Origin of the sequence: Neobacillus sp. SAB-20_R2A, from assembly GCF_049568635.1 — a bacterium.
In the GTDB taxonomy this organism is placed as follows: Bacteria; Bacillota; Bacilli; order Bacillales; family Cytobacillaceae; genus Neobacillus; species Neobacillus citreus.
Map to the genome: position 1 here is coordinate 703,440 of NZ_CP145895.1, position 25,563 is coordinate 729,002.

The following is a 25,563-nucleotide window of genomic DNA, read 5'->3' on the forward strand; positions in this document are numbered from 1 at the left end:
AATTTAAAGTATTATGCTACTATTATAATGCATGGAGCCGCATTTTTTCGAATAAATATTATAATTTAACTAGTTTTTGGAGGAGCACTAAATGGGAAAAGGAGCTAGGAAAGAGTTTTGTTGTGATGATGCTTATAACGGCATGGAATGTACATGCCAGAGAGATAGCTGGTTAATTGAGTTACAAGAGAGAGCGAAGTATTTCTCCAATTGTCTTAATTTTGGAGATATAGTTTTAAATAAAGACCACGGATCGTTTGGAGAAATAATGTCTACTTCCCCTGAGGTTGTAGAAATAAAATGGACTGAAATAAGTGGAAATACTTATGAATGGGCCTATTATTCTTCCGATAATAGGCAAAAGGATTATATAAATTCGTTAAGACTGTATTATCAATCAAATGAGTGTAAATTTACATATACCTTTAGTAGAAGGGATATTGTATTCCATATTCCAACTCGTGACTTCCCCAATTATCTTGGTATTGGTGAAGTGATTAATTTATCACAGAATGGAAAATTATTAGAGATTAAGTGGATGGAAACTAATAATATTAGTAAGGTCGAATATGGTAAAACATTATTATTCTTTGATAAAATTGGAAATTTAGATAACTCCACTTTTGACTTAACATTCAGAGAGGGATATATAATCCGGGACAAACGATATGGGATAATTGGGGCAATTAGAAAGGTATCAAATGACAGAAGAACTTTAACTGTATTTTGGGATGGTGCTGACGAAGAATGTTTGTTACCAATAAGTGAGCATATTATAGGTAATAACTTTGTAGTTGAAGGTAAGGGAGATGTTTATACTGCAAAGGACTATGCTGATGCTCACGACATTTATTGTGAAACTGGATATGACCCTTTAACAGGTAGGTATGATGAAGATGCTTATGATTATGTACCCGATTACGATCCTGAAGACTATTAATAATTTGGCTTTAGTGGCATATCGCCTGTCAAAATTAACTTTACTTTTAGATTGCTAAATTTTTATAAGTTAGCTTCAAAATTGATTGAAAGAGCGTGATATTGTGAATAACACATACGAGTTACAAAATAAGTATTTTAACGATATTGAATTAAAGTATCCCATTTCCAAAAAGATTACACCTACTATGATCTACAGAAAAAGAAGAGAAATTGAGGATAGAATAAGGGATCTTTATCCTCGACAGTATGAGAGTAGAGAAATATATTATCCGAAGATTTATTCAACATGGGGAATTCCGGTTGAAAACTTTGATGTGGAGTATCCAGATTATAATTCATTAAAAATTAACCCATTCGAGGATAAAAATAATGAAACAGAATATGAATATTCTGATGTTTTATACTGGGAATCGGTTCATGATGGCGATATTAAACCTGATGATGAAACCAATTATGTTTCCTTTGATGATTATTGTATGGATTATGGTGATTATAGTTTAAAGGAAAAAAAGGATTTAACTCTTCAAACGATTCAGTTTATATTGAGCTCTAATTTACCTGATGAAATTAAAGCAAAGGCCTTAGTACATATTGCAGGGGTCGGTATAGAGAAATATGATGATATTGCAAATTCAAAAATAAAAGAGATTGTTCGCCTCAATATGCAAGAAATTGGTGAAAGAAAAAACCTTAGGGTCAATAATTCGGCATATAAGGTTTGGCTTGAAGATATTAGTGAGAATCGGTTCCTTAGTATTCATATGGGAGCATATCCTTCGGATTTGTTTTATGAAAAACAAATTGAGTTTTATGAGGCAGTAACAAAAGAAAAAATGCAGTATGCTATCCTTTTACTTAAATTAACGGGATATGAAATTAAAAGCTCTGTTCAAGAACTTCTTCTAAGTGATGAATTTATTAGTAGTGACTCATGGTCAAATTTTAAAGAAAGAGAGAAATTTGCTGCCATTGAAAACTTTTTCTATATTAATTTAAGCAGCAATATACTTACTGTAAATCAAGGTGGTATGAGTGGAGTTCAAGGTTATTAAGTAAATCGGATTATGTCGAAAAAATTATGTAATAGATGCTTAAAACAAGTTGTAAAACATCCTTCGGTATTTAAGGGATTGTAATCCCAAACGAATAAGAAAAAGGAGGAAAGGATAAAGCCGCTTCAAAATGAATTAAAGTCAATTAATTTCCTCATTGAGGATATTGAGGAGCTTGATAGCATGTTGTGGTAGAAATTGAGGAAGAACTCGGAAGTAATTCATCCCAGAAGCTGAACGATTGGGTTGTAAACACGAAAAACTAACGACCTATATATACTTACGCCTGTTATGAGGATGAACGTCCATTGTGTGCTTTGGAAATGTGCTCATTATTTGGGGAGGAGTCACAAACAAGCATCTTGGAAAGCCATTTGAAAATTGATCCAAGTCATACATCACGGTGAACCGTATCATAAGTAAATGAGATGCCAAAGGTTGCCCCAAATTGAGGACATCCTGTTTTTTTAATCTTTCATTTTCTAAGGGCAAGTGCCTGTCACTACCCGCAAATTAAGTTGAAAACGAGCAATTTGAAACGATAAACAATAACAAGGCGTCAACAAAAGCTGCATCCATGATTCTATATTCTTTAACGGTGTACCTTTACACACATTCTAAAACAGTAATATGATTATTCTAGATACAATAAAGTTAAAATTCCTTAATAAATCGCTTTAAATTGATACAATTCTGAGGTGACATAATTGCATAATAATAACAATGTTCTTTTGATAAGTAAAAGAGATTCAATGGTAACCGAATTATGCAATCACGATCTGTATTTGGGTAAGCTAATTAATATAACTGGAGATATAGAGATTAAATTAAGAAAAGATTATTTTATAGCCTTAGTGAAATCAATTATTAGCCAGCAGCTTTCTCCAAAAGCCGCAAATACCATTTTTGCACGGTTTGAACTTCTTCTACAGAAAGATATTAACCCGTTATCATTACAAACAATTGACGATGAACAATTACGAAATGTTGGAGTATCGAGGCAGAAAATTGCCTACCTCAGAGATCTAAGCGCTAAATTTTCCAATGGTGAAGTAAATCTGGAGAAAATTGATGAGGTTCATAATGAGCAAATAATTAAAACATTAACCAACATAAAAGGAATTGGAAAGTGGACGGCAGAAATGTTTTTAATTTTTTCATTAGGAAGAATGGATGTACTTCCACTTGATGATGTAGGTCTTCAAAGGGCTGTTAGATGGCTCTATTCGTTAAGCAAGGATAAGGACCTGAAATTGGCGTTTCAGGAGAAATCCTATAATTGGGGAGGAAACACGACAATAGCCTGTTTATATTTATGGGAAGCAGTTAATAGAGATTTTATTATAAAGTATGAAAATATTGATTCCCTTTACTCTTATATTAAGTGAAAGGAGATATAATCGAAGTAAATAGCATTTAAATGCGTTGGAGTAGGGAATATGCGGTGGAATTTTATCAGAATACGAAATGAAGAGTAACACAATGATGAGAGTAAAAATCAACAACGATGGAATATGCGAAGGTGAATGCATTTCTTATGGACAAGTTTATTACCGCCAACCCTCTGATTTAGGAAAGAACATAAACAAAGCAAAAACATTAACTAATGAATAAGACGTTTATCCATTAAAGATTGCTTTTTAAAGTTGGCAAAGGTTGTATATAAAAAAGCAATTGTCTTATTCACACAAGACTATTGCTTTTTCGTTGATTTTTGTGATGATTATTTTAGTCGATTGAGAATGCATTTTTCCAATAAATCATGACCAAGATTTTTTTCTGGACCGTCGTATTTTAAACTAAAGATAACGGTTAGATTATTGGTTTTTGACCTATTCTTAAGATTGTATCCGTTTCTAATTGGAGATAAATAATATTCTTCACCAAAATACCGTTCTGATCGTTTTAATTCAACATTTTTATCAAATTCGACTAGCGTTTTATTAAAGGAGCTGCCTTGTCCTTTAGATACTTTTTGAATATTAACCCCGAATTTATTTATATGTTTTTTTAATTCACTTAGACAACTATCAATTTTATAATTTGGAACTTCACTTGTACCGCTTGGCTTTCTTCTGATTACAGCAGATACATAAAAGTATTTTTGTATGTCGTCTATAGACAGAATTACCTTAAAATCATTGAGCTTATTAGAAGTAATAATAAAGTAACTATCTTTCCTTTTGTAGTGTTCTTGAATCCAATCAACTAGGACATCTTTATCAAGCTTAATTTCTATTGCCTTTTGTCCCTTGGGTGAATAGGAAGGTTTATTTTCATTAAGAAAATCAATAATAGCCTGCGAGTATTTATTATTTTCAAATTTATTTTCTGGTGAAAAATTATATAAATCATTTGTTTCTATTACCACAAACTGCCCGCTTTGTGAAGGAGAAAATTTTGCTTCAATCGAGAATAAATATTTATCTCCTTTTAAAACTTTAATATCACTTGCTACTGAATTTTTACTCCCATCTCCTTTAAAGGTAACCCCTATATGTTGAAACACTTTATTTAAATACGATGGACATTCTATTTCGAACAATTCCCAGTCATCCAAATCACCTTTTTTTTTACTAAAGCTTTTCATTTGTTTCACCCTTTCTTTTCTCGAATAACTGCTCAATATCAATATCCAGAGCAGCGCAGATCTTTCCAATGTTATCAATTGCTATATTTCTTTCCCCTCTTTCAACTGCTCCAATATATGTACGATGCAAATTGCATGCCTCGGCAAGCTTTTCTTGAGATAATCCCTTTATTTTCCTGTATTTATGGATATTTTGGCCTAAAATAATTCTGTAATTCATGGTTCATCTCTCCTGTTGGATACTATTTACAAAATAAAAAAATGCTACTTATAAGTCGACAGACTATAAGTAGCATTTTGCTTTTGGTGGCTAATTATTCCTGGGCACTAATGGTATAGAATGGACCTTATTAATAATTGTTAACGGTTTAATCTTAAATTGAAGGTGATTGCTAGGATGCATTGGGCTTGTTTTAGGTACGTGCGTAATATTGCCATCGCCCCCTTTTCTTTGGAGCGTTAAGCAATCTCCAATATACACGACTCCACTTCCGCTTGTGGAAATGGGCTCCCTAAGTAAAACATTAATAAGATCGTCAATTCGGGCGATCGTCCAAATATCGCGATTCTCATCATATGTTACAAAAACATTAAGATTTTCATCATCTCTTGTAAATAACTCCAATAAAATTAATTCTAAATTATCTTCAATAAAAGGTAATACGAGGGACTCCTGATCTGGGCTAATAAAAACATCTCTGCTTCTTATTCGTTTTCTATCTAATGAAGATTGAATTGAATCAATAACTTCTTGTGGCATTTCTAGCACACCTTCCCAATCAGACAACCACCTTCTGTCCAACTGGTTGAAATTTGCTGCTGCAGCTTTTAGGCTGCATCCCATTTCGTAACTATTGTACGTTTCTCTAACTTCAAGGATTACATCAGACTTGCAACTGTTTCTTTTTACATCTTGGGCAGATATTACTTCGCCGCGAATTAGATCCAAATCATTTAAACCATCTGTCAAAATCTTTCTAAACTCACTGTTGTCATTAATTAATTCCGCAAACAATGCTTCCCTTGCATACCCTCTTCGCGCTCCGTCTCCGCTCATTGGTTAACCCTCCTTTAGGAAATTTGTACCAATGTAAGCGTATGTAATTTAAACTAATATTATCTACATTCTATAAGTAGCAATTGGAATCATTTCTTAGAGTCTGTATAATATAGATAAGGTGCCCCTTAATTGAGAATAGAGGCACATTGTGAGGATTGACTTTTTAATTGCTCATAAGACATGGTATTAAAAAAGAACTAAAAATAAATGCATTTTTTAAAGGGAATGGAAAGAGTTTATTTAAAACTCTTAAGCAATGTCTACATTCAGAGGAGGTATGGTTTTTATGTCTAGAAGAAGAAAATCTTTTAATCCAGATGAAACCGTTAGATATAGCGTTTATATGACGCACCCACTAGATGATGCATTAAACGAATTAACATTACAAACTAATATTAGAAAGAATTCGTTGCTTAGTTTAGCTGTATCCAAATTATTAATGGATTTTGGTATGATAAATTTCGATAAAGAGGTTGTTGATATACTAAAAGAATTGAGGGATAGCACTGCAAAAACACTAAAAAAGGTATCAGTAGGGGAAAATGAAAAGATAAATTCAATTGAGAGAATAGCCTTTAAAGGTCAAAATAATGAAAAGATTAGATTCGGACATTATACAACCAAAAAGGGATTATATAGAGATAATGAACACATACAGGGTGGGGAAGAAAAACTAATACATAGACCTTTTGAAATAACTGAGAAAGAACTTCTGATTTTGTTAAAATCAGCTTTTAATGGAGAAGTTTTCTCGAATGAGTTTCAAGAGCAATTAAAATTATTATTGAAAAATGTATAGACTATTTTCTTCTTCGCGCAAGATTTTGGTCAATTAAAATTCTGATTTATAGTCTACATCAACAAAATTTTATTCTTATTTACGACCGAAAAGATTGGGAAGTGTAGAATATGAAATTGGAAAATAACCAAGTTAAGCAATCTAGAAGTGAGATTATGAAAAAGGTTAAATCAACTTCTCGTATGGAAGAGCTAGTTCGAAAATCATTGTGGGAAAGAGGAATTAGGTTTAGAAAAAACGTTAAAGACTTATTCGGAAAACCAGATATTGCGATTAAGAAATATAAAATTGTAATTTTTATTGATTCTTGTTTTTGGCATGCATGTCCCAAGCATGGGAGAATGCCTAAAAGCAATGTTGACTATTGGATTAATAAGTTGGAGAGGAATAAAACGAGGGACTTGGAGGTAAATCAATTCTACTTAAATCAGAAATGGAACCTAAAAAGAGTGTGGGAACATGAATTGAAAGAGGATTTTATGGGGACCATAAATAGTTTAGAGAGGTTTATTAAAGAACTAGAGGACAACTATGGTAATGTATTAAATAATAAACCTCATTGAAATTAGCTTTTAATTATAGCGGTGATAATTTTTTTAGTTCCTCTAATGTTGAAAAGGCTTTTAGATGCTTAAATCCATAAAATCCAGTCTTAGTTCCTCTTTGACGTAGAAAGGAATCCATAATTAATTCTTCAGTTTGATATGAATTTAATACATCCTTAGTAGCTAATCCGCAAATAACAACATGATTGTCGCTGACCTTAATCATAATAATTTCTGGAGAATAGGACTTCTTGAATATAATAGGAAATAAACCGTATTCTACAGTTTTTATGCCAGCTCTCACTCCGATGTTGTTTAAATCAGGTTTATGATATTTAATTGAATTGCCGATAGTCCAATCAATTATATTGTCTATTCCGAGGTATTCTTCAAGGGCGGCTTCGCCCAAAGTTCCCGTATAGAACCTCTTAAAATGTGATCTATTATCAACTGAATGATGGCTTTCCTTTTCTTTTTCCTTGATAAGCTCAGATACAAATTGCCGAATTTTTTTTACTTTGGCTTCTGGAATAATAACTTTTTTGTACTGCTTTTTATAAGGAAGCACATGAGTTTCATAGGTAATCATATTTTTCTCCTAAATGACCGTTTTCTTACAAAATAAAAAAATGCTACTTATAAGTCCACAGCTTATAAGTAGCATTTTTATTTGTATTTATGCGGTTGCTAATTCCCTGTCTTCCAAAGATTCCTCATTTTCTAGTATCGAGGAAATTTCCGGAGTTGTAATAATTGAAACTAAAATATGTTTAAGAACAGTAACTGGAACACTATTCCCAAATTGTTTCCAAGCTTGACCATCTGATACTGGTATTTTAAAACCTTCTGGGAATCCTTGAACTCTGGCACATTCTTTTGGAGCAAGTTTTCTAACTTTCCCATTTATTAAATAACAACCAGTTTTGCTGCCTGGTCCGCCACCTTGCGCCGATAAGGTAATAGCGTGTCCTAAATCGCTGTATATTCTTTCGCCCTGACCGCCTTTATTGATTGTTCCGACTCTTACTGGTCTATTAGGGAGTTTATTAAGTAGTGTTTCACTTGGGATTTTTGATTCGTCAATTGTCATATCGTTTCGATTGATAATATATTGTGCCGTTTCTTCATCGGGCAAAATTATGTCCCTTAAGCAGGTTTCCTCATAAGTTGGAATAGGAAATTTAAAGTCCTTTACATTCAGTTCTTTTCTGATTGCAATCATAAAAATTCTTTCCCTGTTATGGGGCAATCCATAATCGCTAGCATTTAATACTTTACACCAAAAGTCGTATCCAATTTCATTTAGTGTTTCTTTAACGGTTTTTAGGGTGTTGCCATTATCATGGGTTTCAAAGTTTCTTACATTTTCCATAAATAATATTTTAGGTTTGTGGTGATTAGCAATTCGGGCAACATCAAAAAAGAGCGTGCCTCTTGTATCTTCAAATCCCATTCTCTTTCCCGAGATACTGAAGGGTTGGCAAGGGAACCCCGCGCAAAGAATGTCATGTGCGGGTATATCCTCTGCTTCTATCGTTGTAATATCTCCTTCGGGCATTTCACCGTAATTTTCCAAATATGTTTTTTGCGCATGTTTATCCCATTCAGATGAAAAAACGCATTCCGCTCCGAAAGATTCCATAGCTGTGCGGAAGCCGCCGATACCTGCGAATAAATCAATAAATTTCAAGCCCTTAAGTGCATCACTGTATTCTTCAAAATAAGACATTGTCAACATCCTTTACTTTTTGTTAATCATTTCTTCTAGGCCTAAAACCCTCACTCTTTGGTAAGTAGCATAATGAGATCTGTATAGCAAATTGCTAGCATCTCTGACAGACAATCGATTCGAGTGCTCAGTTAAAAATTTATCTTCTTCTTCTGTCCATCTTCTACCGATGTTTGGTGTGTTTTTTCTATATAGACCGAGATCAAAAGCAATTTCGAGTAATTCTTTTAAGTTTATATTAAGAGAATCAGCTAATTCAAGTATTGATTTAAAACCCCAATTTTCTTTAATAATTTTTTTCTTATCCAATAGCCCCACACCTCATCGAAATTATCGTTGATCTTTGTTTACTCTCAACTTAATTTCATTCATTTTTTTATAAAAACTATCTTCTAAGTCAATCTCTAGATAATTGGCAAACTTGACGATATAAGCAATACAATCCGAAAGTTCTTTTCCGATATTTTCTTTATGAATTTCTTTGGCAAGTTTGAATGCATCCGCTTCGCCAAAGCCTTCATTTATAACGAAGCTCGATGTCTTATTGAATATAGCTCTAAATTCTTCTGCCACTTCGCTAACTTCAGTGGTGAGCAGCATGTAATTATTCAAAATTGATGCTCTGGATTCCTTATAACTATTATTGGAAATCTCCCAATTCATTTCTCTTTGAAATTCTTTTAAGAATTCTTGAATATCTTTCACAATTGCACCTCTAGTTTGGTAAATATATTATATATAATAACAAAAAACCATTCTTTTTTTTAGTGGGATTTATCAACAATCTAGAAGCTATTATTGTTTAACCTTTAATACCTTAAGATAAGGTTATATCGAGAAATAAAGAAATGCAAATTTGATAGGTGGTGCGATTCAGGAAGTATCTTCTAGGGATTCCTCTTTAATCTTTTATTTTCAACTAAAGAAAATTATAAAATTTATATTGAAATAGTTTTATAATTCAGTTAATGTGATTGGATACTATTTATAAAAACGAAAAATGCTACTTATAGTTTGTCGATAGACTACAAGTAGCATTTTTCTGTTACCATATATTATTCTTAGTTAATTGCAATGGTTTGGTTCTCGTTAATATAGATTTACACTATTTTGGAGTGGATTGCAAGATTGTGAAAGGATATTAAAGTACAAACTCTGTCATAAAAAATGTACAAAAGTCTCTCTTTTTGAAGTGACCTTAAAGATTTTTTATTTTATTCTTAGGCTTTGTATTAAATGATATTTTCATTTCAACTAGTGGGAACTAAATGGACATATTTTTCTTAATATAATCTTCTAACCCTTTAACCCCGTGGTTATTATTTGGTTTAATCTTTAGATCTACACTAAACACAATATTTGCATTACAAGTAGAACTTCTCCTGGTTATATAAAAAGTGGAATCATCACCAGAATCAGAAATATATAAATTTTGTCCGAAATATCTTTCTCTTCTTTTGAACTTTTTTGCTCTGTTTATAATAACTTTCAACTTTATTTTATTGTTAATGGGTTCATCTTTCATACTTAATATATCAAGGTTAAAATTCATTAGATGTTTCACTAGGGCGTTTTTCTCTTCATCTTCCAATTGGGATAAAGTCACGTTACTCGAACCACTGCATTTTATCCTGTACATAGCCGAAACACTAAAGAATTCGTCTAATTTTTCCACAGGAAAAAGTACTTTTGGGCCTCCTATTGGAATATGCGATGAGATAATATATTTACTTCCCTTCTGAGTATAATACCACTTAACCCAATCAACCAATAACCGCTCTTCACAATCTAAGGGAATATTTTTGCCTTCCGTTACTTTCGAGTATTTTTCAATATCCATGTTTAATACATTAATTAATTTATCTGAAATTGAACTATATGGCGTTTTACTCTTTTTAGAAAATTTAAAGGCACTTCCGTTAAAAGTGGCTACGATCTGACCACTTTGTGCTCGTACATATTTAGCCTCTATCGTAAAATTTAATCGTTTATTTGTATCTTTATTAAATATCTTGATGTCTGGTTCTTTACTATCACTTCCACCACTTAATTTAAAATAAATGGGTGTATTAGAAAACTCTCTATTTAGGAACTCACATGCATCAATTTCGAAATCTTTCCAGCCAGCTTTTCTACTATCTTTAAGTGACACACTGGAGTTTTGTAATTTTTTATCAAAGTCAAAACTTTCCACTGATGGGTTAAATATTGAAGTTTCAATGATACATACTATGATATGCTTTAATACATTAACAGGTAGGCTGTTACCGAACTGTTTCCATGCTTGTCCATCACTTACTGGTATTTTGAAATCGTCAGGGAAGCCTTGAATTCTAGCGCATTCACGTGGAGCAAGTTTTCTAACTTTCCCATTTATTAAATAATAACCAGTTCCTCTGCCTGGTCCGCCACCCTGTGCTGATAAAGTAACAGCATGTCCTAAATCGCTGTATATCCTCCTTTCACCCAGACCACCTTTATTGATTGTACCAACTCTTATAGGTTTGTTTGGAAAATCATTAATAAGCATATCTCCTGGAATTTTAGACTCTTCAATTCTCATATCACTTCTATTTATAATATATTTTTCAGCTTCTTCATCAGGAAGAATTATGTCTCTCAAACATGATTCTTCAAATGATGGCGTAGGAAATTTAAATTCTTTAACACTAATGTCTCTTCTTATAGCAATCATGTAAATACGTTCCCTGTTTTGAGGTAAACCGAAATGACTTGCATTTAAGACTTTATGCCAAAAATCATAACCAATTTCATTTAGGGTTTCTTCAACGGTTTTCAAGGTATTGCCATTATCATGGGTTGCGAAGTTTTTTGCATTTTCCATAAATAATATTTTAGGTTTGTGGTGGTTTGCAATTCGAGCAATATCAAAAAAGAGCGTGCCTCTAGTATCTTTAAAACTCATTCGTTTTCCCGAGATACTGAAGGGTTGGCAAGGGAATCCAGCACAAAGAATGTCATGAGCTGGAATATCTTCCACTTTTACCTTTGTAATGTCTCCTTCAGGCATCTCGCCGTAATTCTCGAAGTACGTTTTTTGAGCATGTTTATCCCACTCTGATGAATAGACGCATACAGCTCCGAAAGACTCCATTGCAATGCGAAACCCGCCAATACCTGCAAATAAATCGATAAATTTTACACCATTAAGTATATTTTGATAATTATTATTGAAGTCCATAAAAACATCCTTACTTAATTTTGATATAATTTTTGATTTCCTTATTTAAACTTCCTAATAATAAGTATTTTCAAACAAATCAAATCTCAGTTCGTCGTGCTTTTAAATTAATTACACTTATGAGTATTATCTTCTCGAGTAGGCTTGTTTATTAAGGACCTCCTCTAGGGAATTTGTACTGATATAAACGTAAACAGATTAGCCTGAAAAACTCTACATACTATAAGTAGCAATTGTGTAAAACATAAAGAATTCTAAGTTGTTATGTTAAGATAAATTAGTACTTTTCAGAAGGGGCTAAATGCAATTTGATGAGGAGGGGCTTATGTAATATTTTTCATCACTATGGGAGCCGAGGGTTTTATTCCAGTGATGCATGAATAATAATTGAGGTGAAAATACTAGTAGATATATTAATAAGCTAGATAAAGACACTAAATCAAAAGCGAAAGCTGCATTCCTATATTTTCTTTTCAAAAGGGGGTAAATAACTTTATTCAAAAAGAAATAAATGATTTAAGAATAGCGAGAGAATGTAATAGGAATGAATGATATTTGTAACACCTGACGGAGAATTAGGTAGCCTAAATAAATACAAAACTATGACCGAAGTTTCTAATTATATTGAAAAGGCATTTATTGAAAGATAAGACTATGTGCGTACGTTGGAAACGGCCGTTTTCAATAATGTCCTCAAAATTATCGTTTGAATGCATCCTAGCCTCGTCTCCTCAAAAGGCAATAGTAATGGCAGGGACTGTATCCCCATCAATTTCATCTAACAAGAATTGAAGTGTTTCGTTAACAGCTAACTGATTTGCTTTTTCGGGGCACTATTTAAGTAATCCATAATCATCATTTACCTTTAACAGAGACAAAAGAAAACAAAGGGCAGTAAAATATTATCGTTAACAAAAACCTTGTGATGTACATCAAAAATCAATTTACTTAATTCCATATTTTGAATATAAAGTTCTATATAAAGAACATGTTTATAAAGACAGTTCTACATATAAAACAAAAATTTAAAGGGGGAAAGAGCAGGTTAAGATGGTGTTCAGGCATTGGAAAACAGTAGGCGTAGTGGATGTGGTTTTTTTCATTTTCAGAGTGTTTTGGCAATGAATTGAGGGAACCTTTCGCTTTGGCCAAAGAGGAAGTGAAGGATACTCTTGAAGATGCTGTGGATTAAGGGGTAATAGATGATTATGATATAAAAGGAGTTCAGGTTATAGATGATATTGATAATTCGGAACCACCCCTTGAAGAACGAACCGTCCGATTACGGGTTCTATTTGATGTGGAGTTTCCCGACGGTGAAGAACAAGGGGAGCTGCGTGACTATCTCTTTAAAGAACACAAGCGTGGAGGATGGGTGTCACGAGATATGCAAACTATTATTTGTCTTTCATATAAAGATTTCTCCATCGGAATGCCCCCCTCTTGGGGCCTAGAGGGGGCCTTTTTGCAGGAAGCCTATGAATCATTCATGGAAGTATGTCACAATAAAAATATAATCTTCTAGTTTCGGTAGTCCAAAAATCCTTTATCCAACCATAATATTTATGAAGTTCCCCATGAAAAGCAAATTCAACAAGCATTTCAATAGTGTAAGGACCTGGGTTAGCAAGCATAAATCGCACATTTGCCAACGGACAACTTGTTCCCCTAGAAGTGGGGGCGCTGATGGTATCGCCTTTAAGTATTTTTACTATTTTCCATTCTTTTGTGACTCTATTTTTCACGTAATAATTTTGACCATCAAACCTTATACGATCTTCAAGAATCAGTTCATTGTATAAAAGGTCAATTCGCTTTAAAAACTTATTTTCCAATAAAACCAATCCAATTCTTTTTTATGATTTTATCACGGACATTTACTTAATTGAATACAAAAGCATCTAATAATGTAAAAAATGGCGTACTTAATTTTAAGTTTGTACGCCAGTTACACCCTATTGAACTTTTTACCTCATAACAGAACCCCGACCTCTAAAGTATTTTAATTAAAGATAATTGCTGTTCTAATCCCTCCCACCCTGTCCTTTTCCTTCCAAAAACCATAAATAAAGGGTGAAAGGAGGTGAGAGACAATGGCACAGGCATTATTAGAAGGTTCAAAGCTTCGACTGGCATTCCAGGTGGACCTGGACGAACAGGGAAATCCTGTTCTAAAAACCAAAACATTTAGCAACATCAAAATGGAATCAACTGTTGACCAGTTATTCCAAGTTGCAACAGCCATTTCTGCTTTATGCAATGATCCGCTAAACAAGGTAGAACGAAGCGACAGTACTGAACTTACTGCGTAACGGAAGCTAAGGGGTGATTCTCGGGATTCAAATGGTGCACGGGGACGGTTCTGGTAATCTAATAAAGCTATTCATGCTATGAATCAACGAAGCTTCAAACCTATCAAGCAGGAGGATTGGAAAAATTGAAGCAAAAGGACCATCCCCATTTCTTAAAGAAGGGAGGTGAATATAATGGCAAAAACATTGGAATTAATGTTTGGTACGGAGTTTGGAAAGACCGCCCGTATAGCTGTGGACAATCCGAAGGAACCAGTTGATGAGGCTGCTGTCAAACAATCGATGGAACAGATCATTGCTGCAGATGTATTTACATCGGCAAGCGGCAGATATGTTGCTGCAAAAGGCGCAAGAATCATCGACCGCAATGTAGTGGAGTATGAAATTGTTTAATAGGTTATTAGGTATCGAATTTACAGGGAATTCGGTCAAATCAATATGTTCTAAGGGAGAGGCCGGATTCTTTTACGAAACCGGCCTCTTTTAAAATATGAATCGGAAAGGAGAGAATTGGCCGTGGAACAAATCATCTCATTTATTAATGAGGTCGGCTTCCCAATCGTTGTGACCCTATATCTTCTATATCGAATAGAATCAAAGCTTGATTTAGTCGTCCAGTCGATTCAGAGCCTCCCTGAGCGAATGAAGGGGTGATCATCATATCGCCCTTTGGTAATCCCAAAATGACTAAAGCCAACTACCTTTTCTACGGGGCAGTTGGCTTTAATCTAAAAAATGAAAATCCCCCCTATCCGCCCCAAAACTTCTCTAACCCAATGGATAAAAATAACACACTAGAAACGTCCGCACGCATCAATTCTTATTGTATTTGTTCGAATTTCAAAAAAACGCATCCATATTTGTATTTTGAAGCGAAAATGTGTGGGTTTGGGGTTCTTTTTGCTGTTGAAAGTGAATTAGAGGAGTTCGATGAAATAAGGGATTCCCGTTATGGTAGAGGTACCCGGGAATACATTGGCAAAGCGCGCTTTCCTGAAAGGATCTCCGCTTGGAAAGCTTTGAACAATTGGAAGAGCAATATAAAACGATGATTCATAAAATCATCCACTCACTTAATCTATATAGAAACAAGGAAGAATTTTATCAGCATGGCCTGATTGCCCTCTGGGAGGCAACCCAGCGATTTAATCCAGAAAAAGGGAGTTTCTTAAACTACGCATATGCATTCATTAGAGGGCGCCTGCTCGTGGAGCTTAGTAAAATGGCGCAAGCAGAAGAACGATTAGTTTGCCAGGAGGAAGAATTCTGGGAGACTGTTCATAATAAGCAGCCAGACAGAACATTGGAAAGAGAAATCCTATTATCCTATTGCGAAATGCTTACCCCGAATCAACAGAAGTGGCTATTGTACACCTTCTGGGATGGGCTTTCTATTAAAGAAATCGCCGAACTAGAAAAAGTCACGGTATCGGCTGTAAAGCAATGGCGGACAGGAGCGCGAAAAAAAATAAAAGTGACAATCATGAATTGATTTGATGAAACGTTACGCTTAAGCGTACCACCTAAAAAGTGCCGTTATGTTAATTTTTCTTTATACTACTTTGAATTGGTGGCGGCAATCTATGGCTAAAAAAGTATATGTAAAAATCCATAAATTGCTTGATACGTATAAAATTTCAATGAGAGAATTATCCCTTCTATCTGATGTACGCCATGCAGCTATAAGCGAATTGGCTAATCAAAAAAGGAAGCGAATTGAATTTAGCCATATTGAAAAGATTGCAGAAGCACTTGATGTAAAAGATATTCGTCAGATTATTGACTTAGTAGACACCGATGAAGAAGAAGAATGATACTGCCTTCCTCATTTATCAAACTACCTAATATGAAGAACTTGTTAATATTTCGCCATAAAACGCTAAAATTCGACACAAAATGTTACGATTTGTTCTGTAAAAGCAGACCATTTATGTAATATTTTGTGTTATTTTTTTATGTGTAATTATTTTTTTAAAATATTAAATATTCTTTAAGCTATTCTACAAACTATGAACATTCTTACCCATTTTACCTCTTTGTCAGTCAGTTACTATCTATCTATTTCCTAGTTTTTCCAAACCTTTCTTTGAAAAATGTCATGTCACTAATTTTTTAAAATTTAAAGCCGCTTAATTCAGTTGAATGCAGAATAGGAGGTGAGGAAAATGTGAAAAGGGCAAAAAAACCAAGAGCAAGTGTCCCGGAAAGACGATACTCTTGGTCCCATTAGTTTTTAAAAAAACTAACTTATGGATAGTATATCTTTTTTCGAAAAAAATTCAACCAACTAACATTTGAGGGGCGAGTATGTTGAACATTGAAAAATTCTATATTATCAACCAGCAATTTATGAATATGGCGGGACACTATGACCGAAATGGCAAGTCTTGTTCACTCGTACGTGAACTGGACCGAACGATCATTGTCGACAAGTCTCCATTGGAAATTCTTGCAGACAGCATTCGCTGTATCGGTTTTGATTTAAAAGGGGCAATTGCCACTGCCAAATGGATTCTTGGTGACATCTCAATGTGTCCCATCATGGTCAATCCGATTCACAATATATGTGTGTTTGCCACCAAATCGGCCCAACATGAGGACGCCATGTGGTTTAATCCCGAGTATATTGTCAGGACCAACGGCTTTTATCAAAAAACTAAAGTCACGTTACGAAACGGTCTCATCATCACTGTTCCTTGCCGGCTAGCATCCTTTAATACGAAGCTGCAAAATGCCGACCAATTAAAGAAGATCACAGGGGAACTCGGCAGCAACCCACTCTCTTTCGTCCTCCATCCAAGGAGGGAGCAATTGCTAAAGAGCCGGAAGAGAACCCGAAAGAAGATAAAAAAATAGATGTCTAATGTTCAAATAACATAATCGCGGTGTTTATGGCATATCTGTAAGGAGTTTCACATATGGATCCATCTGAACCTTTCATTGAAACACACGAACTTTTTCGTTTGTATTTAAACAGGAATTTGTACGTGGATATAGAAATATTTAAAGTTCCAGAAGGATACAAATGTTTTACATCCAATAACTTTCGGGGATATGATGATTTAGAGGGCTACGGCGTACATAAGGTTAGAGACATATCTTCCGTTTAGGAATGGGGGATTTGGCCAAATTGATCGGGACAGAAAAGCTAAAAAATAGGTAAGTCCGCGAATTTAATACTCCTGGCGTAGGAAGACCAAGCAAGATAAACGGCTTGGTCTTTTTACTTTTCATAGATACAGGGACAGTTTGTTTTGAACAATAAGAACCTATCCCCAATGGCTTAGTTTGATGGATTTTAACAAATTATTGCCCATGTCAAACATAAATAAACGTTTAAGCAAACCGATTCAATGTACTGCTACTGACGATTTTTTTCTTCCTCGATTACAGAAATGTTTGTCTGACTGAGGTTCGAATCCTCTAAGGCGCGTATTTCTTATATTGTTAATTGTAAATGTTAGCACCGGAACGGAACGGGTTATGTTAATACGCTCCTTCTTTTTTTATTAGGAACATACGTTTGTGTATAATGGTTTTAAAGGAGATGACCAAAATGGCGATACGAGACAGAGGGAAAATTAAATGGCAACCAGCATCCTTTATACCGTTAGCCTTCGAAATGCAACGTGCTATGTTTAAGGATCAAGAACGCCAACCTAAACCGTTAATCAACGACTATCAGGCGGAAGAGTTCGACCAACGGATATGTTACGCAATGGAAAATAGTTTTGTTGTAAACTTAACGTTATGGGACGATGGATTTACGAAGAATATTTCAGGTCACGTTCATTACGTTGATACAATCACCCACCAGATTCGTATTGAGTTGCAGTCTGGAAAGTTTGAGCGTATTGAATTTCGAAATGTTATCGGTGTTACAGTAGTTGATGCATAGACATTGCAATATAAAAAGAAGACATCCGATTTGGGTGTCTTTTAACAACTCAAGATTTTATTATTCCATGTTTTTTAATGCCAGCTTCGCATTTAATTCCGCAATTTTCTCCGTTTCTCCTTTGACTTTAGCTGATATTTTTAGTACAAAGTCAGTAGCAATCGTTTCATACTTTCCATTACCTACAGGATATGTAGTTGTACTTACATTGCTGAATTCCTTAAGTTTAACGTCCATTTAATATCACCTCACTATCCATTGTAATTATTCGCCCCGTAAGCGGATTATTCCTAGGGATAATATTTACGATTTGGTGACGTAAATATCTAAATTAGCGTTGTTATCATAGTATATCTTCTATGTCTTTTACTGTTATGTCATGTTCATCTATATAGTCCACTACTTCAAGCAAGCGCTTGATTGCGTATTCCTTCGTCGAATCCTTATCTGAGATAAGCTCTCCTGCCAAGTCGAGCAGCTTTACCTTAATACGGGCGAAAGTTAATTTTGCTTCTAATAAATCGTTCACTTTACAGCCTCCTCCAAAAAATCATACTGAAAAAATTATGAATTATCTATTTTGTGTGCATTACCGTCATAATTCTTGAGTATCCTTCTTTTTTTCAACAACTGCCCGTGTTTGGTGCAATAATGCAAAAAACAGAAGTCCAGGAATATGACCACTTTGTATTTTTGGATGGCAATATCGGGCGTCCCAAATAACTCACTGACATTCCTTCTGAATCGAAGGCCACAGTGCCATTAAGATTTGCAGACAATTTCTTCAAGCTTGATGTTTAGAGTGAATAGAACCCATAATCCTGCTTCGGACTTCCGGAGAGTACTTGTCAGGCATGGATACAACCTCCAATTGATCTTTATAATAAAAACTAATCGCATTACTTATTTTATTCAAATATGGACTCCAATAAAAATCTACTGAACTTAAACTAAAAGTTAATAATACCTGGTAAGGGACGATTGATGAAAAAGGTTGGAATTTTTGGGGAGTTAAGATTAAAGGGTTTCAGCTTTAGCATGGAATCCTTTTTAGATTATATAAATTTATTCGATTTACGAAGTATTTTAGTAGTATAATAGTATTGGTGTTTCTACAGATATTTACAAAAAGGGGACAATTTATGAAGAAATTAACCTACTTATTTATGGCGTTTTTATTAGTTTTCCTTGCAGCTTGTTCATCAAATGAAACAACTAGCAAAGAGGAAAAAATCAAAATAAATAAAACTCAAGAAGTAAGCAAAAAGATAGCAGCCACTGTTGAAAGCAAAAAAAGTACACCTGACGATAAAACCACTAGTGAAAGCGTAGTCAGTCCAATCGTTCCTGCCACTAGTACACCAACGATAACAAGTGTTAATGGTGACTTTGACTATAGTAAATATACACTAATTGTAGTAGATGGCGGAGATATGTCAGGTTATAGAAAGCCGAATGTCAGAGTTGATGTCGGATTTGGCGACAGGGAATATTGGGCTTTTACAAATGAATACGGTCAGCTAATTCGTGTTGAGGCGAAAAATATAACACTTCAAAATCCGAATAATGATCATGTTTTGTCATCAGGTAGATATTACTCCGATGAAGCAAATGTTCCTGGTACAGAGAGTCCAACTTTGGATAAAGGGCATGTGATTGCTGACTCGCTTGGGGGAGTATCAAACGCATATAACATTACACCTCAAGACAGCATTCTCAATAGGCACGGTGATCAAGCTTATATGGAAAAAGTGATTCGAGATGCAGGAGGTTGTACAGATTTCGTAGCAGTGATTCAATATCCAAATACTCAGACGCAAATTCCTAACCATTATAAATTCACATACAAAATTCAGGGCAGATCCATTACAGATGAATTTGACAATGTAAACCCAGATGAAGTGAACAAAAATTTAGGGACAACGACAGGTACGAGTAGTACGCCACCGAAAACAGAAAATGTACCTGCAACCGAAACGGAAAATAGTAATGAAGATGTTAGTAAAGTGGATACCAATCATAACGGAAGTGTTACAATCGCTGAAGCCAAAGCTGCTGGATTTAAAATGCCAATTACGCGAGATTCATGGCTATATAAATATATGGATGATCGAGATGGTGATGGCTTAGTAGGTGAATAAATGGGGTTATGCTGCGATTCTTTCTTCTTATTGAACGGGCAGGTTAGTTGAAGAGGGATTGGGGACAATACTTCCTATTTATTAACCTTATTGCTTTTGGTTTGTAGTCTCAACTGACTATTCATTTTATATGATTTAGATGGGGGAGTTTAGTAATTCACTATATACTACTTTTATACTAAATTATATAATATATCTAAATAATTCATCTGGAGTGAACCAAAATGCCTACGATTATTGCCGAATGCCCACATTGTTCTCAAAAAAATAGAGTAGAAAGTGAAAGATTATCACTTGCAAAATGTGGTATATGCAAGCAGTCACTTGCTAAAGATAATATTCAACAGGATATTAGAGAGAAAATAGAAAACACACAAGAAGAAATTGAAAAAGAAATGGAAGCAGCGGGTAAGAATTTTTCAGATGAAAAGTTTTGGGGGAAATTAAAGAAATTTGCAAAGAAAGCGGGTTCTTCCGTTGTTTATGGCGTATTACTTTTGTATTATACCCTGCAAAAACCAAGCGTGCCAATGAAAGCAAAAGCTATTATCATTGGAGCATTAGGATATTTTATTCTACCATTTGATTTAATACCAGACGTTGCAGTTGGTGTGGGTTACACGGATGATTTAGGAGCTGTAGGTGTAGCATTATTGCAAGTTGCGATGTACATCGATGAGGACGTAAAACAAAAAGCCAAAGATAAGCTTAAGGATTGGTTTGGAGATAATGTAGACACATCAGATATTGATGCAAAATTAGGATAAACAAGCATTTCTTTATAGAGGAGAGGATACCCTCTCTTTTTTATTTATGAAAAGTGCTCTAATTTTAATAAGACCCTAAATAGGCTTAAATAGTTGAAAAAGGAAAATACTAAATTAATTAAGAAAGTATTGAAAAAATCTAAATCTGTTATATAAGTATATAAAAATAATGGGGAGAAAAAAGTTATGCCAGAATTTAGAGTTAATAAGAAGCAATCATCGAAGAAAAGAATTGTTATTACCATTGTTTTTGCCTTGCTTTGTGCCTCCATTGGATCAGCAGGAACATATATGCTTATGAAAGGTGGAGAAGAAAAAGTAGTAAAAGCAACAACAGCAATAGAAGGTGAGGTCAGCATAGAAAATATCGCATACGGTAAGGTGCGAGAAATCAGCAAACACTTCGGATATGAGGCTACTCAAGAATTCGATTACACCGCTGATGACACTTACGAATTTTTAAAACATCAAGATGATGATATTTGGCTTGAATCAACAGGCAAAAAATTCGGAAAGTATCTTTTCGGAAAAGAATACAACATTCATTTGTTTGGTTACTTTATGCTTGGTTACGATTTGAAAAATATCAAAAAAGAAGATCTTTATTTTGATGAAAAATCCAAGATTTTACACATTAAAGTGCCAGCATTAGAATTAGCTTATATTCCTATGTTTGACCAGAGTTATTTTGATAGTTTTGTAGGATTATTTAGAAAGGAATACACTGAGAGTTACCGAAAGTTGATTTATGAAGATGCGATAAATCAAGGCATCCAAGCTATCCTTGATGATAAAAGCAAAGTTCTTGAAGGTTATAAATTAACAAATGATTCTCTTAAAGAAACATTATTCGACAAACCAGAGTTAAAAAAATATGTCAAAGATATTGTTTTTGAAAAGTCCGTTCAAGAATCAACTATAAGAGTAGAAAAAACTAGAGAAGCGGTTCTTGGTGAAAAAAAAGAAACTGAAAAATAAAGGTGCTTTAACACAATAAAGTTAAAAATTAAAGAGCCAAAAATATGCAAGTTTTTATGCACTACTTTCGTATTTTGACTCTTTTTGCGTTTATAAGATATTGCAGTATTTAGCCAAATACAGGGATTGATGCGGGGAAATATACCAATGCATTTTATAGGGACGTAATAGTGAAACTATTGCGTTTGATGCTGTCACGCCCCGAATTGTCAGGTTCATTGGGCATGACTCTCCACTTCTTTAGATAAAATAACCACGATTTTAGGTGACCTCAACAGGTGGACAAACATATAAAAGTTTACAATATATTGAATTTTTAGTAGGCTTTTAAAGTAGATAGGAAGTCAATTGGGAGGATTAGTTCATGAACGATAAGTCAAGCAAAAGCGGCAGCGTAGAGAAAGCTCTTGAAATATTAGAGTGCTTTGACCGAAAGAATCCATTTTTAACTCTTGATGAAATTTCGGAACGTACGGGATTTTCTCGCTCTACGGCATTTCGAATGATCTGTTCGCTTGAGAAATTTGGCTATATCAAAAGAAAACAAACAAGCGGTGAAGTACAATTTTCCCTTGGTTGGAGCTTTATTGAAAAAAGCCATCTTGTCGTAGAACAAATGGATCTTCGTGAGGCAGCGCGCGATATCATGAAGGACCTTCGTGACGAGACGGGGCTTTCCGTTCAGCTTGCAATTAGAGATGGTCTGGATGCAGTCTATATAGATAAGATAGAGTCATTGAAACCGATTCGGGTTTACCCGGAGATCGGAAGAAGGGCTCCCTTGTATGCGGCAGCTTGTCCTAGAGTGCTATTGGCCTTCCTCCCTGAAAATGAACAAACTAAACTGCTAATCAAATTTGCCTATCGGCCGATTACCGAAAAAACTATGAATAGTATAGAACAGATCCAGCAACAACTTCAAACGATTAAAGAAAAGGGATATGAGATTAGCAAGGGCGAGTTGCATGAAGGCACTATAGCCATCGCAGTACCAATCTTCGACCATTATTATTCTGCTGTAGCATCTCTTAGTGTAATTGGTTTGGAAAATGACTTTAGCGAGGGAAGTATACAGCAGATTATTGAAGCATTAAATAGGTGCTCGGCTAATATCTCGTTTAAATTAAAGGGAATGTAGACCCATTGGATATCTGTTTTCCAATCTTTAAGAATTGGAAAACAGATATCCTTTTTATTTTGAATTTTAATTTACATAATATTTCTAATGTTCTATAATGTTGATATTCGGAATAGTCATTTCAACTAATGAAATGGATGGTTTTTAATACATTCTTATAAAGGGGGATTTTGCTTGGAGAAACAGAAGCTAAACAGAACGCTATCTTTTTGGGATCTCTATTCTTTAGGTGTTGCCGCTCTGATAGGAACGGGGATTTTCGTTTTGACCGGAGTCGCAGCAGAACCAGCAGGTCCGGGTTTATTTCTGAGTTTTATCATTGCGGGTGCCATTGCTACATTTACGGCGTTATCGTACGCTGAACTGTCCTCGATGTTTCCGAGTGCGGGAGCTAGCTACGAGTATTGCCGACAGGCCTTCTCCACATTAGGTAAGGGAGTAGGCGATCTTGTAAGTTCGGTCATTGGTTGGACTCTTTTGACTCAATATGTTGCAGTAGGGGCTGCCGTTTGGCTTGGTTTCGGGTTGTATGCTCGTTTCTTTGTCCCCAATCTTTCTGTAACCGTATGGGCATGTATTCTCGGGGTTCTTACGATTGCGCTTTTATATCGAGGAATTGCCATTTCCAAAGGGGTTATCAATCTCCTTGTTGTTTTTAAGGTGTTTGCTCTGATTTTGTTCATTGTTCTTGGGTTTATGCATCCTCAGCTGCCTGCGCCGATTCATCAACAGCCATTTTTGCCGCATGGAATCGCTGGATTAATAGCAGCTGCTGCGATCATTGCCTTTGGACAAATTCATATTGATGCCATCACAACCGTTGCAGAAGAAGCAAAAAGACCATATCGCGACGTACCGCGTGCTACAGTTTGGGCCATTTTTACTGTGGTAATCCTCTATGCTTTAGTCGGTTGGGTATCCGTTACACTTGTCCCAACGGATGTTCTTCCAACATTAAAGGCACCATTGGCTTCTGCTTTAGAGGTAGTGACCTCTGGCTGGGCTTCAAGTTTTGTTGCAGCAGCTGGGGTGGCGGCTACGATCACATCTGGACTAGGCTGTATGATCGGTGGACCAAGGGTTGGATTGGCCATGGCAAGACAGGGACAAATTTGGTCGTTTTTTGGAAAAATACATCCAAAGTTTAAAGCGCCAAGTACAGCTACACTCGTAACTGGTATCTTTGCTCTATTGCTAACACTTACCGGAAATTTAGGACTGGTTGCTTCAGCAGGTGTCTTTACGGCATTGGTTGTATTTATAGGAGTCAACGTATCCGTCATTATCCTTCGATTCAAAAGAAGAGATTTGAAACGGCCTTTCCAGGTCCCTTTTGGTATCCTTCTCCCTGTACTAGGGATTGTGGGAACCTTGATTGAGATGTACTATCTCAAACCAGAGGCGATTCTCTGGGGGAGTATTTGGCTGTTAACCGGGGTTGGAGTTTACTTCATTTTCCGTGGCAAGAAAGAGGAAATGACTGAAGATAAGGCAAAGGCCCAAGAAGCTTAAATTAATAGAATAACTATAGAAAGAAGAGGATGATCAATGAAAAGTGTATGGTTGCAGGAAAATAAATGGGAAGATGTTGAACGTTATTTAGAAAGTAAAAAGACAATTCTTGTTCCTTTCGGTAGTGTAGAACAGCATGCTAAGCATTTGCCTATGGGGACTGATTCCTTAGTGGCGATTAAGGTAGCAGAAGAGGCAGCTATTCAAACAGGAACATTAGTGGCTCCCCCTACTTGGGTAGGATGGGCACCGCACCACATGGCTTTTCCGGGAACGATTACCCTTCGTCCAGAAACACTTACGAATGTAGCAATGGATATTATCCAAAGCTTGGTTTATCACGGCTTTGAAAAAATTATCTTGATCAATGGCCACAGAGAAGCGAACCTTCCGCCGCTCAAAATCGCCGCTACGAAACTAAGAAATCGAACTGGTGCTTTTATTGCCATTGCCGACCCTTTTTATATCGCTGAGCAGGTGGGAAGAAGGATTCGCCAGTCCGAGGCGGGTGGAATCGGTCATGCTGCCGAAATGGAAACTTCGCATATGTACTATATACACCCAGAACTATGTGAAGAGGAAAATGCAGTAAAGAATGTGCATCAGAAACATCCGTTCCTTCAGCACGACCCTTATTCAGGAGGAGATCGTGTCTTTGTTCCTAGTGATGTTGCAGCATACCGTGAAGGTGCCCTGAATATAGGTGTAGTTGGGGATCCTACTGTTTCTACTAAAGAAAACGGAGAAATCTACCACCATGAGCTTGTTGGAAATATCGTAAACTTTATTCAATATTGTGAGGAAGAGGTCCAAGTTACACTTCGTAACCAAGAGATTCCTTTATGATATCTGTCACGACCCGACTAGGTAAGAATTATCTTTATTAAGCAGCGGGGAT

29 protein-coding genes and 2 pseudogenes are annotated in these 25,563 nt (G+C 35.3%); 19 read left to right on the plus strand and 12 right to left on the minus strand.

Annotated features, from left to right (window positions below; translation table 11 throughout):
* Nucleotides 1–91 precede the first annotated feature (91 nt).
* The 3 genes from V5M37_RS03395 (at nucleotide 92) to V5M37_RS03405 (ending at nucleotide 3,382) form a co-directional block, all read left to right on the plus strand.
* A complete protein-coding gene (locus V5M37_RS03395) occupies nucleotides 92–940 on the plus strand; it encodes a hypothetical protein (RefSeq protein WP_423800756.1) in 849 nt (282 codons plus the stop codon).
* A gap of 103 nt (nucleotides 941–1,043) precedes the next feature.
* On the plus strand, nucleotides 1,044–1,994 hold the full coding sequence (locus V5M37_RS03400; RefSeq protein ID WP_423800757.1) for a hypothetical protein: 951 nt from the start codon (nucleotides 1,044–1,046) through the stop codon (nucleotides 1,992–1,994).
* A gap of 707 nt (nucleotides 1,995–2,701) precedes the next feature.
* A complete protein-coding gene (locus tag V5M37_RS03405; protein WP_423800758.1) occupies nucleotides 2,702–3,382 on the plus strand; it encodes a DNA-3-methyladenine glycosylase family protein in 681 nt (226 codons plus the stop codon).
* Nucleotides 3,383–3,717: 335 nt separating this feature from the next.
* On the opposite strand, the gene V5M37_RS03410 is transcribed toward V5M37_RS03405, so the two are convergent.
* The 3 genes from V5M37_RS03410 to V5M37_RS03420 form a co-directional block, all read right to left on the minus strand.
* Nucleotides 3,718–4,584 (minus strand): hypothetical protein, encoded by an 867-nt coding sequence (locus V5M37_RS03410; RefSeq protein ID WP_423800759.1) that lies wholly within the window; start codon nucleotides 4,582–4,584, stop codon nucleotides 3,718–3,720.
* Complete coding sequence (locus V5M37_RS03415; RefSeq protein ID WP_423800760.1) at nucleotides 4,571–4,804, minus strand: helix-turn-helix domain-containing protein; 234 nt, start codon at nucleotides 4,802–4,804, stop codon at nucleotides 4,571–4,573. The genes V5M37_RS03410 and V5M37_RS03415 overlap by 14 nt, the downstream gene beginning before the upstream one ends.
* 90 nt (nucleotides 4,805–4,894) lie before the next feature.
* Nucleotides 4,895–5,641 carry a hypothetical protein gene (locus tag V5M37_RS03420; protein ID WP_423800761.1) on the minus strand — a complete coding sequence of 249 codons (747 nt, stop codon included), beginning with the start codon at nucleotides 5,639–5,641 and terminating at the stop codon, nucleotides 4,895–4,897.
* Between the two features lie 289 nt (nucleotides 5,642–5,930).
* Here V5M37_RS03420 and V5M37_RS03425 point away from each other — a divergent pair, with 289 nt between their 5' ends.
* Together V5M37_RS03425 and V5M37_RS03430 are read left to right on the plus strand one after the other, a co-directional pair.
* Nucleotides 5,931–6,443, plus strand: coding sequence for a hypothetical protein (locus V5M37_RS03425; RefSeq protein ID WP_423800762.1), 513 nt, complete (start codon nucleotides 5,931–5,933; stop codon nucleotides 6,441–6,443).
* A 110-nt stretch (nucleotides 6,444–6,553) separates the two neighbouring features.
* The gene (locus V5M37_RS03430; RefSeq protein WP_423800763.1) at nucleotides 6,554–7,006 is read left to right on the plus strand and encodes a very short patch repair endonuclease; all 453 of its coding nucleotides are present in this window, start codon (nucleotides 6,554–6,556) and stop codon (nucleotides 7,004–7,006) included.
* 13 nt (nucleotides 7,007–7,019) lie between these two features.
* Here the strand turns inward: V5M37_RS03430 and V5M37_RS03435 are convergent, their stop codons facing one another.
* From V5M37_RS03435 to V5M37_RS03460, 6 genes are all read right to left on the minus strand, one after another.
* A complete protein-coding gene (locus V5M37_RS03435; RefSeq protein WP_423800764.1) occupies nucleotides 7,020–7,577 on the minus strand; it encodes a hypothetical protein in 558 nt (185 codons plus the stop codon).
* Nucleotides 7,578–7,664: 87 nt separating this feature from the next.
* Nucleotides 7,665–8,717 carry a DNA cytosine methyltransferase gene (locus V5M37_RS03440; protein ID WP_423800765.1) on the minus strand — a complete coding sequence of 351 codons (1,053 nt, stop codon included), beginning with the start codon at nucleotides 8,715–8,717 and terminating at the stop codon, nucleotides 7,665–7,667.
* Between the two features lie 12 nt (nucleotides 8,718–8,729).
* Nucleotides 8,730–9,026: a hypothetical protein gene (locus tag V5M37_RS03445; RefSeq protein WP_423800766.1), complete on the minus strand. Its 297-nt coding sequence runs from the start codon at nucleotides 9,024–9,026 to the stop codon at nucleotides 8,730–8,732.
* A gap of 21 nt (nucleotides 9,027–9,047) precedes the next feature.
* Complete coding sequence (locus tag V5M37_RS03450) at nucleotides 9,048–9,422, minus strand: hypothetical protein (protein WP_423800767.1); 375 nt, start codon at nucleotides 9,420–9,422, stop codon at nucleotides 9,048–9,050.
* A gap of 559 nt (nucleotides 9,423–9,981) precedes the next feature.
* Complete coding sequence (dcm, locus tag V5M37_RS03455; RefSeq protein ID WP_423800768.1) at nucleotides 9,982–11,919, minus strand: DNA (cytosine-5-)-methyltransferase; 1,938 nt, start codon at nucleotides 11,917–11,919, stop codon at nucleotides 9,982–9,984.
* 1,487 nt (nucleotides 11,920–13,406) lie between these two features.
* Entirely contained in the window at nucleotides 13,407–13,754 is a 348-nt protein-coding gene (locus V5M37_RS03460) for a hypothetical protein (RefSeq protein WP_423800769.1), read from the minus strand.
* Between the two features lie 258 nt (nucleotides 13,755–14,012).
* Here V5M37_RS03460 and V5M37_RS03465 point away from each other — a divergent pair, with 258 nt between their 5' ends.
* From V5M37_RS03465 to V5M37_RS03495, 7 genes are all read left to right on the plus strand, one after another.
* The gene (locus V5M37_RS03465) at nucleotides 14,013–14,231 is read left to right on the plus strand and encodes a DUF1659 domain-containing protein (protein WP_213146163.1); all 219 of its coding nucleotides are present in this window, start codon (nucleotides 14,013–14,015) and stop codon (nucleotides 14,229–14,231) included.
* A 174-nt stretch (nucleotides 14,232–14,405) separates the two neighbouring features.
* On the plus strand, nucleotides 14,406–14,624 hold the full coding sequence (locus V5M37_RS03470) for a DUF2922 domain-containing protein (RefSeq protein ID WP_423800770.1): 219 nt from the start codon (nucleotides 14,406–14,408) through the stop codon (nucleotides 14,622–14,624).
* Nucleotides 14,625–14,747: 123 nt separating this feature from the next.
* The gene (locus V5M37_RS03475; protein WP_213117301.1) at nucleotides 14,748–14,885 is read left to right on the plus strand and encodes a YvrJ family protein; all 138 of its coding nucleotides are present in this window, start codon (nucleotides 14,748–14,750) and stop codon (nucleotides 14,883–14,885) included.
* Nucleotides 14,886–15,240: 355 nt separating this feature from the next.
* Nucleotides 15,241–15,723: a sigma-70 family RNA polymerase sigma factor gene (locus V5M37_RS03480; protein ID WP_423800771.1), complete on the plus strand. Its 483-nt coding sequence runs from the start codon at nucleotides 15,241–15,243 to the stop codon at nucleotides 15,721–15,723.
* Between the two features lie 91 nt (nucleotides 15,724–15,814).
* Entirely contained in the window at nucleotides 15,815–16,045 is a 231-nt protein-coding gene (locus tag V5M37_RS03485) for a helix-turn-helix domain-containing protein (RefSeq protein WP_213146166.1), read from the plus strand.
* A gap of 496 nt (nucleotides 16,046–16,541) precedes the next feature.
* Nucleotides 16,542–17,087 (plus strand): competence protein ComK, encoded by a 546-nt coding sequence (locus V5M37_RS03490; protein WP_423800772.1) that lies wholly within the window; start codon nucleotides 16,542–16,544, stop codon nucleotides 17,085–17,087.
* Between the two features lie 700 nt (nucleotides 17,088–17,787).
* Nucleotides 17,788–18,129: a YolD-like family protein gene (locus V5M37_RS03495; RefSeq protein WP_423800773.1), complete on the plus strand. Its 342-nt coding sequence runs from the start codon at nucleotides 17,788–17,790 to the stop codon at nucleotides 18,127–18,129.
* A 60-nt stretch (nucleotides 18,130–18,189) separates the two neighbouring features.
* Here the strand turns inward: V5M37_RS03495 and V5M37_RS03500 are convergent, their stop codons facing one another.
* The 3 genes and pseudogenes from V5M37_RS03500 to V5M37_RS03510 form a co-directional block, all read right to left on the minus strand.
* The gene (locus tag V5M37_RS03500; RefSeq protein ID WP_423800774.1) at nucleotides 18,190–18,366 is read right to left on the minus strand and encodes a hypothetical protein; all 177 of its coding nucleotides are present in this window, start codon (nucleotides 18,364–18,366) and stop codon (nucleotides 18,190–18,192) included.
* A gap of 106 nt (nucleotides 18,367–18,472) precedes the next feature.
* The gene (locus V5M37_RS03505) at nucleotides 18,473–18,658 is read right to left on the minus strand and encodes a hypothetical protein (RefSeq protein WP_423800775.1); all 186 of its coding nucleotides are present in this window, start codon (nucleotides 18,656–18,658) and stop codon (nucleotides 18,473–18,475) included.
* A gap of 35 nt (nucleotides 18,659–18,693) precedes the next feature.
* Nucleotides 18,694–18,876: pseudogene (locus V5M37_RS03510) on the minus strand (very short patch repair endonuclease); the annotation flags it as partial.
* A 395-nt stretch (nucleotides 18,877–19,271) separates the two neighbouring features.
* Here V5M37_RS03510 and V5M37_RS03515 point away from each other — a divergent pair.
* The 7 genes and pseudogenes from V5M37_RS03515 to V5M37_RS03545 all read left to right on the plus strand — a co-directional run bounded on the left by V5M37_RS03515 (nucleotide 19,272) and on the right by V5M37_RS03545 (nucleotide 25,511).
* Nucleotides 19,272–20,270 carry a DNA/RNA non-specific endonuclease gene (locus tag V5M37_RS03515; protein WP_423800776.1) on the plus strand — a complete coding sequence of 333 codons (999 nt, stop codon included), beginning with the start codon at nucleotides 19,272–19,274 and terminating at the stop codon, nucleotides 20,268–20,270.
* Nucleotides 20,271–20,494: 224 nt separating this feature from the next.
* Nucleotides 20,495–20,578 (plus strand): annotated as a pseudogene (locus V5M37_RS03520) (hypothetical protein); the annotation flags it as partial.
* A gap of 87 nt (nucleotides 20,579–20,665) precedes the next feature.
* Nucleotides 20,666–21,037, plus strand: coding sequence for a YkvA family protein (locus V5M37_RS03525; protein WP_423802567.1), 372 nt, complete (start codon nucleotides 20,666–20,668; stop codon nucleotides 21,035–21,037).
* Between the two features lie 186 nt (nucleotides 21,038–21,223).
* The gene (locus V5M37_RS03530) at nucleotides 21,224–22,015 is read left to right on the plus strand and encodes a hypothetical protein (RefSeq protein WP_423800777.1); all 792 of its coding nucleotides are present in this window, start codon (nucleotides 21,224–21,226) and stop codon (nucleotides 22,013–22,015) included.
* A 364-nt stretch (nucleotides 22,016–22,379) separates the two neighbouring features.
* Entirely contained in the window at nucleotides 22,380–23,153 is a 774-nt protein-coding gene (locus V5M37_RS03535; RefSeq protein ID WP_423800778.1) for an IclR family transcriptional regulator, read from the plus strand.
* A 174-nt stretch (nucleotides 23,154–23,327) separates the two neighbouring features.
* Nucleotides 23,328–24,665: an APC family permease gene (locus V5M37_RS03540; protein WP_423800779.1), complete on the plus strand. Its 1,338-nt coding sequence runs from the start codon at nucleotides 23,328–23,330 to the stop codon at nucleotides 24,663–24,665.
* A gap of 36 nt (nucleotides 24,666–24,701) precedes the next feature.
* Complete coding sequence (locus V5M37_RS03545) at nucleotides 24,702–25,511, plus strand: creatininase family protein (protein WP_423800780.1); 810 nt, start codon at nucleotides 24,702–24,704, stop codon at nucleotides 25,509–25,511.
* Nucleotides 25,512–25,563 lie beyond the last annotated feature (52 nt).